Source organism: Helicobacter pylori (assembly GCF_014497725.1).
GTDB classification, from domain to species: Bacteria; Campylobacterota; Campylobacteria; order Campylobacterales; family Helicobacteraceae; genus Helicobacter; species Helicobacter pylori_DE.
Genome location: NZ_JACTGF010000001.1, coordinates 184822 through 197661, shown reverse-complemented (window position 1 = coordinate 197661; position 12840 = coordinate 184822). Strand labels below are relative to the sequence as shown.

The 12840-nt window shown below is 39.9% G+C and carries 9 protein-coding genes, 5 tRNA genes and 1 other RNA gene; 9 read left to right on the top strand and 6 right to left on the bottom strand.

Annotated features, from left to right (window positions below; all coding sequences use genetic code 11):
- The first annotated feature begins 10 nt into the window (after positions 1 to 10).
- An RNA gene (ffs, locus tag H7N69_RS00960) (signal recognition particle sRNA small type) lies at positions 11 to 108 on the top strand.
- A gap of 30 nt (positions 109 to 138) precedes the next feature.
- Here ffs and H7N69_RS00955 read toward each other — a convergent pair.
- The 6 genes from H7N69_RS00955 to dnaG all read right to left on the bottom strand — a co-directional run bounded on the left by H7N69_RS00955 (position 139) and on the right by dnaG (position 6841).
- A complete protein-coding gene (locus tag H7N69_RS00955) occupies positions 139 to 2502 on the bottom strand; it encodes a VirB4 family type IV secretion/conjugal transfer ATPase (protein WP_187884444.1) in 2364 nt (787 codons plus the stop codon).
- A 1-nt stretch (position 2503) separates the two neighbouring features.
- Entirely contained in the window at positions 2504 to 2767 is a 264-nt protein-coding gene (locus H7N69_RS00950; RefSeq protein ID WP_000584964.1) for a hypothetical protein, read from the bottom strand.
- Entirely contained in the window at positions 2767 to 3048 is a 282-nt protein-coding gene (locus H7N69_RS00945; RefSeq protein ID WP_001272690.1) for a TrbC/VirB2 family protein, read from the bottom strand. The genes H7N69_RS00950 and H7N69_RS00945 overlap by 1 nt, the downstream gene beginning before the upstream one ends.
- A 145-nt stretch (positions 3049 to 3193) precedes the next feature.
- On the bottom strand, positions 3194 to 4021 hold the full coding sequence (locus H7N69_RS00940) for a DUF5718 family protein (protein ID WP_187884442.1): 828 nt from the start codon (positions 4019 to 4021) through the stop codon (positions 3194 to 3196).
- Between the two features lie 91 nt (positions 4022 to 4112).
- Entirely contained in the window at positions 4113 to 5165 is a 1053-nt protein-coding gene (locus tag H7N69_RS00935; protein WP_187884440.1) for an MnmA/TRMU family protein, read from the bottom strand.
- Entirely contained in the window at positions 5162 to 6841 is a 1680-nt protein-coding gene (dnaG, locus tag H7N69_RS00930; protein WP_187884438.1) for a DNA primase, read from the bottom strand. The genes H7N69_RS00935 and dnaG overlap by 4 nt, the downstream gene beginning before the upstream one ends.
- Positions 6842 to 7122: 281 nt before the next feature.
- Here dnaG and groES point away from each other — a divergent pair, with 281 nt between their 5' ends.
- The 8 genes from groES to H7N69_RS00890 all read left to right on the top strand — a co-directional run bounded on the left by groES (position 7123) and on the right by H7N69_RS00890 (position 12830).
- Complete coding sequence (gene groES / locus H7N69_RS00925; RefSeq protein WP_000671940.1) at positions 7123 to 7479, top strand: co-chaperone GroES; 357 nt, start codon at positions 7123 to 7125, stop codon at positions 7477 to 7479.
- Between the two features lie 25 nt (positions 7480 to 7504).
- Complete coding sequence (gene groL, locus H7N69_RS00920) at positions 7505 to 9145, top strand: chaperonin GroEL (protein ID WP_001040278.1); 1641 nt, start codon at positions 7505 to 7507, stop codon at positions 9143 to 9145.
- A 334-nt stretch (positions 9146 to 9479) separates the two neighbouring features.
- Positions 9480 to 11483 carry a Hop family adhesin HopZ gene (gene hopZ, locus H7N69_RS00915; RefSeq protein ID WP_187884436.1) on the top strand — a complete coding sequence of 668 codons (2004 nt, stop codon included), beginning with the start codon at positions 9480 to 9482 and terminating at the stop codon, positions 11481 to 11483.
- An 818-nt stretch (positions 11484 to 12301) separates the two neighbouring features.
- Positions 12302 to 12377: transfer RNA gene (locus H7N69_RS00910), tRNA-Lys, on the top strand.
- 12 nt (positions 12378 to 12389) lie between these two features.
- Positions 12390 to 12464 (top strand) — tRNA-Glu (locus H7N69_RS00905).
- Positions 12465 to 12503: 39 nt separating this feature from the next.
- A tRNA-Val gene (locus H7N69_RS00900) sits at positions 12504 to 12579 on the top strand.
- A gap of 39 nt (positions 12580 to 12618) precedes the next feature.
- Positions 12619 to 12695 (top strand) — tRNA-Asp (locus tag H7N69_RS00895).
- A 59-nt stretch (positions 12696 to 12754) separates the two neighbouring features.
- Positions 12755 to 12830 (top strand) — tRNA-Glu (locus H7N69_RS00890).
- The last annotated feature ends 10 nt before the right edge of the window (positions 12831 to 12840 follow it).

Sequence of the window (12840 nt, the reverse complement as noted above, 5' to 3'; positions counted from 1 at the left end):
CCTAAGCTCTTATTTGGACCTATGCAATAGGATTTTAGGGTAACGCTTCAGGGTAGGAATACAGCAGAGTCCCCTAATTTCTTGTGTGCCTTAGCCATCTGAATAGGAGTGCTTCAAAATGATATTGACTTTTTTAAACTAACTCTTCAAAAGTTTCTCACGCCACTCTGTAGGGTAGTCTTTTTGTAACGCTTTCACTTTATTGACATGACTAGAATCCGAATTAAAGATTTTCAAATAACGCCCCAAGCCCTCCAAACTCACATCAATCATGTTAGAGCTCCCATTACCCAGATTTTTGACTAAAACCTGCCTGGCATACAAAGGGGTGTTTTCTAAAAAAGAAATTTCAGTTTCGCTCAAAGGCACATTGAAGTTGTGTTTCAACTCCCTAGCGTTTTTTTGCGGATACAAAATAAGAGTCCCCATGTTGCTTAAAAAACTATGGGCGTTTTTGACTCCGCTGAGTTGGTAAATGTCTTGCAAAGCCAACACCACCACGCCATTAGCTTTCCTGGCTTGCGTGATTAAAGCGTTGATTTTAGTGTTTAACAAATCGTTTTCCACATAGGATTTAAACTCGTCTAAAAAAACCAAAAAACCGCTGTCGTTTTTCCTGGACTCTTCTAAGATCTTATAAAACAAATAATAGGCTAAAAGCCCTAAGTCTTTAGGGTTTTGGGTGATAGCGTCTAAGTTGATTACATTTAAAAAAGCGTTGGAGTTGAACGCGTCATTCAAAGCGTTAAAAAGGGGGTTATTCAAATACGGCTCCAAGCTCAAGCCCAGTTGGTTAGATGAGGTTCTTTTAAGCGTTTCTTTAAAATCCAGCAAACTAAAATCTTTGGGGTATAGGGTCTCATAAAGGCTCTTAATCGCACTAGAAATCGCATTCATGTCTTCTAAGGCTTCTTTATCCCTTGAAGGGGCGAGATCAAACATGCTCAAAAAAAAGGATTGCAAAAATTCTAGATTCTGTAAATTAGGCTCTAAACAAAAGGGGTTAATACTAAAAGATTGGCCGTCATGGTAATGCCCTTTAAAAAATTCGGTGAAAGAATACAGCCCTTGCATCCTATCAAAGGCTAAAAGGCGCATGTTTTGGTATTTCAAAGCGCTCATCATTAAATAGCTAATCAGCGTGCTTTTACCGCTTCCGGTTGCCCCTATAACTAAAGTATGCCCATTCACTCTGGCGATTTCTTTAGCGTTATTGTGGCTCACTTCTTGGTTGTGGAAATTGAATAAAAAAGGGGAATAATCCAAATTTTTAAACACGCTCAAAGGGCTATTCCCCCATGAATTAGCTTTAAAGCCTAAATTTTGCCTTTCAAACACCACCAAACACGCTAGGGCTTTAGAGGTCAAAAAACGCAAGCGATGGTTTAAATGGATGCGTTCAGGGAAAAAGGAAAAATACCCCCCTTTCAAGCCAAAAGTTTCTATAACGCCCACTAAGTTTTCTTTAAATAAAAGCCCTAAAACTAAGCTAGTTTGAGCGTCTAAATCCTCTAAACTAGGGGCTTTGATAAGAATGTTTAGGGCGAATTTTTGCATGGATAGGCGTTTGGTTTTGACTAGTTCTTGGTATTCTAGCAGCTCGTTTTTAACGAGATTGGACATGCTAAACTTGGCTCTCTCTTTTAAAAAACTCAACGTTTTATGCGCGCTCATAGGCTCTATGGAAAAGATAATATCTAGTGGCGTTTCTTGGTATAAAAGCGCTCCGATCGCTATAGAAGTGATGTGCTCGCTCTCATAAGCTTTAATACCAATCAAGCGGTTATAGGTTTTTTGGTTAAAACTTTCTTGAATGAAATAATCTTTTTCAAAAGTGATGGAACTAGCGATATAGCTATCGCTCAAATACCCTCCTACTAGAGGCTTTAAAGGGAGATCAAACCCATTAATATATTCTGCATAAAAATTCAAAACCTCTTTAGAGTTTAAGAGTTTGGGGGCATAATTTTTGAGTTGGATTTCTAGGCTTTTTAAAGTTTCTTGCAAAAAATGCGCTTTATAAGAGAGAATATCCTTAAAATTTTCTCTATTAGTGTGCATGAAAGATTTTTTCTTATGCTCTAAAACGCCATGTAAAGAGTGAGTGCTTTCTAAAACTAAAAAATACTGATTCTCATACACTTCTTTATTTTCAAATTGATTCAAAATCGCTTGCAAGTATTTAGAATCAGATTGAATGCTTTGTTTATAATCAATTTTACGCCTTTTAACCACCAGGCGCGCCACGACCTTTTCCAAAGAATCCAACGCCATTTGGCGCTCTGTGAAAAGATCTTGCAATTGCTCTGTGCTTAAATGGGTGTAACTCACCCCCTCTAAACGGAGGATGCCCACTAAGTTTTCGTTTTTAGTGAGTAAAAAATGTTCATCATACAAGCCTAAAATGTTGTTTTCTTCACTCATTGAATAGCTTTTAGGCAAAACCCCTAAAAAATAGTTTGAAACTTTTTGTTTGACGGCGCTCAAAAGCTTTTCTAACATCCTACGCTCTATAACATTTGGTTTTAGTCTTTATTTTGCTTTTAGCCACGATAATATCTGCAATGTCTTCATCAAAAAATTCCAGCACGCTAAAGAGCACTAAAAACCCTAAATACAATAAAAAAGCGCTCAATAAATCAATCCAAGGGAGCAAAATAAAAGGCGCAAAAACAGAGATCAAATAAGACTTAGCGTTCAGCCATAAAAATTTTTCTTTAACCGAAATTTCACGCAAATTCTTCACGCTCGCTGAGAGGATAATCATTAAAAAATTCCCATAAACCAATTCGCCAAACTCGGGGCTTTAAAGAATAAAAAAATCCCAAACACCACGCCAAGGATCGTGAATAAAATCTCTTTCCACCGGTCTAAATTCCTCCACACATAAATAGCGATCCCTATGAAAATCACCATTAAAATCCCCTTAGCGATGGGGCTTTTGAGCTGGGCTTCTAGGGCGTTAAAAAACCCTTCTAAACCTTCAGCGAACAAACTTGAAACGCACATGCCTACTAAAAAAACGATTTTTAAAAAATGAGCGGACATCAAAACCCTTTTGTTTAATTTTAATTAACTTTATAACGCTTTATTATCTCAAAAAAACCATAAAAATCCTCTAAAAGGGGGTCAAAAGGGGTGCATTTAATCTTTAAAAGGGTAAAAAAGCAAAGCTAAAGAGGTAAAAGCCTTACTATTCTACGATTTGATAGACATAAGAAAGATTAGTGTGTTCTTTGGTTTGTAGGGTGTCTTCTTCTAAGAGGCTTTGAATCTTTTCAAAACTGTATTGTAAATGGTTGTAAGCAACAATCACCACCTCATCGCCTTTTTGTAAAAAATGCTCTTGCGCAAAAGGCATATAAGGGGTAGCTCCAATCGCAAAAATCATTTTGGTAGGGAAATTATGGCGCTCTAAAAAAGGTCTTAGAGCCTCTAAAGAATCGCCATCTTGTTGGTGGTTTAGTTGGTCTTTGATCCAATCTAAAAGCTTTTGATAAAAAAACTCGTATTTGAGCAATTTGCTGTTTTCCCCGTAAATGTGCCAAACATGATTGTATTTCAAAAAAGACGCGATAGAGAAATTGTTACACACGCCCCCATAAGCAAACCTGTCAATGGGTAATTTCTGCCCCATGCCTTTAGAAGCTGGTGAAAAATTCTTTTTTTGGGAAAGTTTTGTGGCTTCTAAGTTGCGTACAGAAGCGTCGTTAAACGCCATGAAAAAATTAGGCACAAGCTTGGTTACCAAATGTTTTTCATCGTATTTAATATCGCATTCTAAAGCGATTTCTGGCTCTGCTTGCACCTTTAAATTCAAATCATTAGGCAAAATAATCTTATGGTTATCAATGCAACAACGCCCCAAATAACAATTCTCATACGGGATATAAAAAGGGAATAACCCTTTGGGAGCGTCCTTTTCTTCGCTTTTCATGTTAATGAAACTATGACTCTCTCCCGCTTGTTCCAAATGCCCTGCAAAATTCCCCACCACACCAAAACCTAAAAACTCTTGCATGCAAACCTCCTAAAAAACAGCCTAACGCTGGTTAGAGCTTTTTCCATTATAGCATAAAAGAAAACCCCTAAAACCCTCAAAAAACTCCCTTTCAAGCGAACAAATACTCCCTAGCGCTCTCTTTATCCAAAGGGTAAAGCTCGCGTTTTTCATTCCCTATTTGAATGAGGTAAGCTTGATTTTTTAAAGTCTTAGCATAGCCTAAAGCGATACGGCCGGCCAATTCTTTATCTTCTTTGCTGGCGTTTTTATCCACCAAACTCAAAGGGCCTTTACAGCTTAATAATTCAATCTTATCCATTAAGGGGTGCTCAATGTCTAATTTATGGTTTTCTTCTTCATTCCTTGCCACCACCAAACGAGCGTTATTAGGTAAGATAAAATAACGCCCGTTTTTGACAATCACGCCATCTTCAAACACCATTTCTCTGTATTCTTTCAAATTCTTAATCTTATTACTCACTTGAATGTCTGTAAGCAAGCACCCTCCACCTGGCTTTTCATAATATTTCAAGCCGTAATCTTTGATCATTTGCAATTGCCTAGTGCGCCCCCTACCACTCACATCTAAAAGCTTGTCTCTATCAACAAAACCCTTTTTTTCCATAAAAGTAGGCTCTAAGAGTTTAGCGCTCATGGGCCTTAAGAGCAATTCGTCTAAAAATTGCGGTTTTTCACCGCTTGCTTGCGTTCGGTCTAAAATAGGATCAAAACGCGCCTCTTCGCCCACCTCTCTGACTAATTTCCTCACCTGATTGAGCGCTTCTTTCCTTTGGGATTTAGGGCGTTGCCCTAGCACTTCCCCGCTCAAAACAAAATCCGCGTCCAATTCAAGCATTTTATAAAAAGCGTTCCTAAACATGTTGGCATGACAGTCAATGCAAGGGTTGAAATATTTCCCATAGCCGTATTTGGGCTTGAACAACACGTCGTTAAAAAACTGCTCTCTAATATCGCACACTAGGAGCTTAGCTCCAATTTGTGCGGTGGCGTTTTCAAAATACTCTCTTTTATCTTTATTCCCCCCAAACCCTATATTAAAGTGCAAAGCGGTTACCTCAATGCCTTGATCGATGAGTAATTTCATGGACAACAAACTATCCAACCCCCCACTAAATAGGGCTAAAGCTTTTATTTGTTTCATATGGCGACTAATTCTCCTTGTTTTAATTTCATAATGGCTTGGCGGGCCTTTTTTAAACAGATCATTTTTTCGCTAAAAGAAAGCGAACTTTTAGGGATTTCTTTGAGTTGCCGCTCAAAATAGCGCAAAATCAACAAACGCAATTCCTTTTCAAAACCCCCCTTTTTTAGGGGTAAATTCGCATCTAATAATAACGCAACTAATTTAGGGTCGTCTAATTTTTCTTGACACAAAGCGTCAAATTCTTGTTTTTTATGCAAGAATACCCCACTATGGATATAACCCACCGCCAAATCCAACAAGCTTCTGTCTTCTAAAAGATAGCGGATCACTAATTTTTCTAAAAATTCCAAACTCATCGTGTTAGGAACATGGGCGAACTTTTGAGGGCGATTGGGTTTTTCTGTTTTGGGGTAAAAAGGCTGAAAGGAGGCTGGCTCTCTAACCCCTAAAACATGCAAAGGCGCTTGTAAAAGCGTAGCGATTAAGGGCTTGTATTCGCTTTGTAAAAGCAGGGAAAAGTTTTTCAAAAACCCTAACATTTCTTTAAGGGCCTTGTCTTTTTCTAAAGGATCGTCTAAAACATAAGAACCCGCCATGCGCCTTAAAACAAATTCAATGAAAGCTATGGGGCGCGATAGCCAATTTTTTAAGGTTTCAATCTGGCCATTAGCGATCATATCCGCAGGATCGAGGTTGTTTTCAAATAAAACCACCCCCCCCCTCCTTTGCTCTTTAGCCAACATCAAGCTCGCTTTATAAGCCGCATTCCGCCCTGCCTTATCCCCATCATAGCTCAAAAGGATTTCTGGATCGCCTTTTTTAAGCAAGGGCAAATGCGATGGCGTTAAAGCTGTCCCAAGCGTGGCTGTGGCGTTTTTAAAACCCGCCTGATGCAATAAAATCACATCCAAATACCCCTCGGTTACAATGACTTGCTTTTGTTTATAGATGTGTTCTTTAGCCAAATGGTAGCCATAGAGCAAACTGGATTTATCAAAAAGCTTACTTTGGGGCGAATTGATATACTTGGCCGCTTTTTCTTTTAAGGTGCGCCCTCCAAAACCCACCACTTGAGCGCTAGGGCTATAAATAGGGAACATGATGCGATCCAAAAAGCGCAAATAGGTTTTATCCTCTTTATCGCTCTTGCCTAGCACGCCTAATTCAATGAGCTTGTCCTTATTCAAACCTTTATTTTCAATGCCGTAATCAATTTTATTCGTGCATAAGCCTAATTTAAACGCTTTGATACTCTCTAGGCTAAGCCCTCTTTTTTGCAAGTAATTCAAAAAAAACGGGGCGTTAAAAAGCTCTTCTTGATACAACGAACTCACCATTTCTAAAAGGTGGTAATCTTCTTTATGATCGTAATAAACGCCTTTGTCATACTCTAAAGTTATATTGAATCGGTGGGCTAATTTCTCAAGTGCTTCCACAAACGAAAGTTTTTCAAACTCCATCACAAATTTAATGCTATCCCCGCTCGCCCCACACCCAAAGCAATGGTAAAACCCTTTAACTTGATTGACGCTAAAACTCGCGCTCCTTTCTTCATGAAAAGGGCAACAAGCCATGTAGCTAGAACCTGATTTCCTCAAATCCACATAAGAGCTAATGACTTCTACAATATCTATCGTTTGTAAAAGGCGATCAATGGAACTTTTAAGAATCATTTTTCATGCTTTCTGGGCTTTTTTGGTTTGACTTTCTCAAAAGGGATTATACTCAATAAATAAAATCTTCAAAAAGGTTTGTTGATAACGCCCCTTTTTCTAATCCTTATATTTTTAAACTAATGAAACTTGATATAAATAGACTTAATAATCCTTATAATTATAATCTTAGATTTGTTTTTATGGCTTGACTTATCTTTAAAAATGCGCTATAGTTGTGTCGCTTAATAACAATAAGCGCTAAATTTCTATTTTATTTATCAAAACTTAGGAGAACTGAAATGAAGTTTCAACCATTAGGAGAAAGGGTCTTAGTAGAAAGACTTGAAGAAGAGAACAAAACCAGTTCAGGCATCATCATCCCTGATAACGCTAAAGAAAAGCCTTTAATGGGTGTGGTTAAAGCGGTTAGCCATAAAATCAGTGAGGGTTGCAAATGCGTTAAAGAAGGCGATGTGATCGCTTTTGGCAAATACAAAGGTGCAGAAATCGTTTTAGACGGCACTGAATACATGGTGCTAGAATTAGAAGATATTCTAGGTATTGTGAGCTCAGGCTCTTGCTGTCATACAGGTAATCATGACCATAAGCATGCTAAAGAGCATGAAGCTTGCTGTCATGATCACAAAAAACACTAAAAAACATTATTATTAAGGATACAAAATGGCAAAAGAAATTAAATTTTCAGATAGCGCAAGAAACCTTTTATTTGAAGGCGTGAGGCAACTCCATGATGCTGTCAAAGTAACCATGGGGCCAAGAGGCAGGAACGTGTTGATTCAAAAAAGCTATGGCGCTCCAAGCATCACCAAAGACGGCGTGAGCGTGGCTAAAGAGATTGAATTAAGTTGCCCGGTGGCTAACATGGGCGCTCAACTCGTTAAAGAAGTAGCGAGCAAAACCGCTGATGCTGCCGGCGATGGCACGACCACCGCAACCGTGCTGGCTTATAGCATTTTTAAAGAAGGTTTGAGGAACATCACGGCTGGGGCTAACCCTATTGAAGTGAAAAGAGGCATGGATAAAGCCGCTGAAGCGATCATTAATGAGCTTAAAAAAGCGAGCAAAAAAGTGGGCGGTAAAGAAGAAATCACCCAAGTGGCGACCATTTCTGCCAACTCCGATCACAATATTGGGAAACTCATCGCTGACGCTATGGAAAAAGTGGGTAAAGATGGCGTGATCACCGTTGAAGAAGCTAAGGGCATTGAAGATGAACTAGATGTCGTAGAGGGCATGCAATTTGATAGAGGCTATCTCTCCCCTTATTTTGTAACGAACGCTGAGAAAATGACCGCCCAATTGGATAACGCTTACATCCTTTTAACGGACAAAAAAATCTCTAGCATGAAAGACATCCTCCCATTATTGGAAAAAACCATGAAAGAGGGCAAACCGCTTTTAATCATCGCTGAAGACATTGAGGGCGAAGCTTTAACGACTCTAGTGGTGAATAAATTAAGAGGCGTGTTGAATATCGCAGCGGTTAAAGCTCCAGGCTTTGGGGATAGGAGAAAAGAAATGCTCAAAGACATCGCCATTTTAACCGGCGGTCAAGTCATTAGCGAAGAATTGGGCTTGAGTCTAGAAAACGCTGAAGTGGAGTTTTTAGGCAAAGCCGGAAGGATTGTGATTGACAAAGACAACACCACGATCGTAGATGGCAAAGGCCATAGCGATGACGTTAAAGACAGAGTCGCGCAAATCAAAACCCAAATTGCAAGCACGACAAGCGATTATGACAAAGAAAAATTGCAAGAAAGGTTGGCCAAACTCTCTGGCGGTGTGGCTGTGATTAAAGTGGGCGCTGCGAGTGAAGTGGAAATGAAAGAGAAAAAAGACCGGGTGGATGACGCGTTAAGCGCGACTAAAGCGGCGGTTGAAGAAGGCATTGTGATTGGCGGCGGTGCGGCTCTCATTCGCGCGGCTCAAAAAGTGCATTTGAATTTACACGATGATGAAAAAGTGGGCTATGAAATCATCATGCGCGCCATTAAAGCCCCATTAGCTCAAATCGCTATCAATGCCGGTTATGATGGCGGTGTGGTCGTGAATGAAGTAGAAAAACATGAAGGGCATTTTGGTTTTAACGCTAGCAATGGCAAGTATGTGGATATGTTTAAAGAAGGCATTATTGACCCCTTAAAAGTAGAAAGGATCGCTTTACAAAATGCGGTTTCGGTTTCAAGCCTGCTTTTAACCACAGAAGCCACCGTGCATGAAATCAAAGAAGAAAAAGCGGCCCCAGCAATGCCTGATATGGGTGGCATGGGCGGTATGGGAGGCATGGGCGGCATGATGTAAGCCCTCTTGCTTTTTAGCATCATCTGCTTTTAAAATCCCTCTTCTAAAATCCCCCCTTTTGGGGGGTGCTTTGACAAAACCGCTCGCTTTTAAAAACGCGCAACAAAAAATCTCTGTTAAAATCAAGCTTTTATCATTAGCATTCCATTAAAACAAAATCTAAAAACTCTTTCCAATACCACCCAAACAAACGCGCAAAAAATGCAAAAATTCTGAAATTTTCTCCAAATGACAAAAAAAAAAAAAACGATTTTATGCTACAATGCCCTAAATACATTAATATTTTCTTAATGTATAAAATCTCAATCACTCAATTTAATTTCAAAGGATATTCATGAAAAAAACCCTTTTACTCTCTCTCTCTCTCGCTTCATCGCTTTTAAACGCTGAAGACAACGGCTTTTTTATCAGCGCGGGCTATCAAATCGGTGAAGCCGCTCAAATGGTGAAAAACACCGGCGAATTGAAAAAGCTCTCAGACACTTATGAGAATTTGAGCAACCTTTTAACCAATTTCAACAACCTCAATCAGGCGGTAACGAACGCGAGCAGCCCTTCAGAAATCAATGCTGCGATCGATAATTTAAAAGCAAACACGCAAGGGTTGACTGGCGAAAAAACCAATTCCCCGGCGTATCAAGCGGTGTATTTGGCGCTCAATGCGGCGGTGGGGCTGTGGAATGTCATCGCCTATAATGTCCAATGCGGTCCTGGTAACAGTAGGCAACAAAGCGTAACTTTTGAGGACCAACCAGGACATAATTCAAGCTCCATTAATTGCAATTTAACCGGTTATGACAACGGGGTTAGCGGCCCTTTATCCATTGAGAATTTTAAAAATCTTAATCAAGCTTATCAAACTATCCAACAAGCTTTAAAACAAGGGGTACCCACTTTGAACGACACGAATCAAAAGATAGAAGTCAAAGTAACAACGCAAACTAACGGGCAAAATGGTAAGGAAACTACTACTACTACTACTACTACTAACGACGCTCAAAACCTTTTGCAAGAAGCCAGTAAAATGATAAGCGTTCTCACTACAAACTGCCCATGGGTCAATCACAATCCAGGACAAAATGGAGGCGCGCCGTGGGGTTTAGATACGGCAGGGAATGTGTGTCAGGTTTTTGCCACGGAGTTTAGCGCCGTTACTAGCATGATCAAAAACGCGCAAGAAATCGTAACGCAAGCTCAAAGCCTTAACAACCAGCAAAACAATCAAAACGCGCCGCAAGATTTCAACCCTTACACCTCTGCTGATAGGGCTTTCGCTAAAAACATGCTCAATCACGCGCAAGCGCAAGCCAAGATGCTTGAACTGGCCGCTCAAATGAAAAAAGACCTTAACACTATCCCAAGCCAATTTGTATCAAATTACTTGGCAGCTTGCAGAAGTGATGGCACAACACCTAGTCAAGGGGTTACTAACAACACTTGGGGGGCGGGCTGCGCGTATGTGGAAGAGACGATAACCGCCCTAAATAACAGCCTTGCGCATTTTGGCACTCAAGCCGAGCAAATCAAGCAATCTGAGTTGCTGGCGCGCACGATACTTGATTTTAGGGGCAGTCTCAGTAATTTAAACAGCACTTATAACAGCATCACCACGACCGCTTCAAACACGCCTAATTCCCCATTCCTTAAAAATTTGATAAGCCAATCCACTAACCCTAATAACCCCGGGGGCTTACAGGCTGTTTATCAAGTCAACCAGAGCGCTTATTCGCAATTATTAAACGCCACGCAAGAATTAGGGCATAACCCTTTCAGACGCGTTGGATTAATCAGCTCTCAAACCAACAACGGCGCGATGAATGGGATCGGCGTGCAAGTGGGCTACAAGCAATTCTTTGGCGAAAAGAGAAGATGGGGATTAAGGTATTACGGCTTTTTTGATTACAACCATGCTTATATCAAATCCAGCTTTTTCAACTCCGCCTCTGATGTGTTCACTTATGGGGTAGGGACAGATGTCCTTTATAACTTTATCAATGATAAAGCCACTAAAAACAGCAAGATTTCTTTTGGGGTGTTTGGGGGTATCGCCTTAGCGGGCACTTCGTGGCTTAATTCCCAGTACGTGAATTTAGCGACCTTCAATAATTTCTATAGCGCTAAAATGAACGTGGCGAATTTCCAATTCTTATTCAATTTGGGCTTGAGAATGAACCTGGCTAAAAACAAAAAGAAAGCGAGCGATCATGCGGCTCAGCATGGCGTGGAACTAGGCGTGAAGATCCCCACCATTAACACGAATTACTATTCTTTGCTAGGCGCTCAACTCCAATACCGAAGATTGTATAGCGTGTATTTGAATTACGTGTTTGCGTATTAAACGCTCTTTGTGAAACTCCCTTTTTAAGGGGGTTTCTTTTGAAGCCTTTCTTTTTTTGAACCCTTTTTTTTGGGGGGTTTGTTTTTTGATTTTTTAAACCCTTTGTTTTTAAACTTTCTTTTTTTGAACTCCCTTTTTAGGGGAGAACCCTTTTTTTTGAACCCTTTGTTTTAGGAGAGCTTCTTTTTTAAAGTCTTTCTTTTTTAAAGTCTTTCTTTTTTGGGGGGGTTTTTGTTTTTGGATTCTTTGTTTTTAAATTCTTTGTTTTAAGCTCTCTTTTTTTGGAGGGGGTTTGATGAAAAATCCTTTTTAGCGTTTTTATATTAGTTAGTGGGAAACTTGGCGTTAATTCAAGCGGTAACCTCTTAAAAAAGCGCTTCTTTAGGGGGGGTTTAGTGGAGCTAAAAGGGGGAGAATGGTTTCAAAATACCCCCTACTTCCTTAAGGAAATGCGTTTTTAAACACTTTAAACAAACTCAATGAAATGATTTTTACAACAAAATGAGATCTAAAACGATAAAACAAAAACCCATTTTTTAAAAATGAAATTTTTTAAACAAAAAAAGCATTAAATCCTAATAAGATTTATTAGCGCTTGGGAAAAACAAAGCCTTTTTAAACCCCCAAAACTAACGCTAACCAACATTAAAACGCATGGCGTCTATTGTGATCCTTGTAGCATTAAACGCAACCAAATTTTAAGCGTAATAGTTGTTACCCATGCCGTTTTGAGAGCGTGTCGTTTCTATAAAAACCGCAATATTTTTCAGTTATTCTTGACAAGCGTTAAAAAAAATTGTATCATTATCTTTTTGTGAGACCCGTTAGCTCAGCTGGTAGAGCAATTCCCTTTTAAGGAATGGGCCGTTGGTTCAAATCCAACACGGGTCACCATTTGAGCGTAGTGGCTCCTTCATCTAGTGGTTAGGATACCACCCTTTCACGGTGGTTACAGGGGTTCAAATCCCCTAGGAGTCACCACTCTTTTTACGGGTTTAGTTGGATTTATCTCAATATTTTGGTCGCTTAGCTCAGTTGGTAGAGCGCTACCCTTACAAGGTAGATGTCATAAGTTCGAGTCTTATAGCGACCACCATGACTAAAGCATGCTTTTTAGGCTATGGGGTTTGGATAGGGAGCGGTAGTTCAGCTGGTTAGAATATCTGCCTGTCACGCAGGGGGTCGCGGGTTCGAGTCCCGTCCGCTCCGCCACCAAGAACTTTTTAAATCATTTCCTACGCTTTTTCATATAATAGTTAATCGTTAAAAATGACCCTTTCATCTAGTGGCCAAGGATACCACCCTTTCACGGTGGAAACGGAAGTTCAAATCTTTCAAGGGTCGCCACAAAAATTCC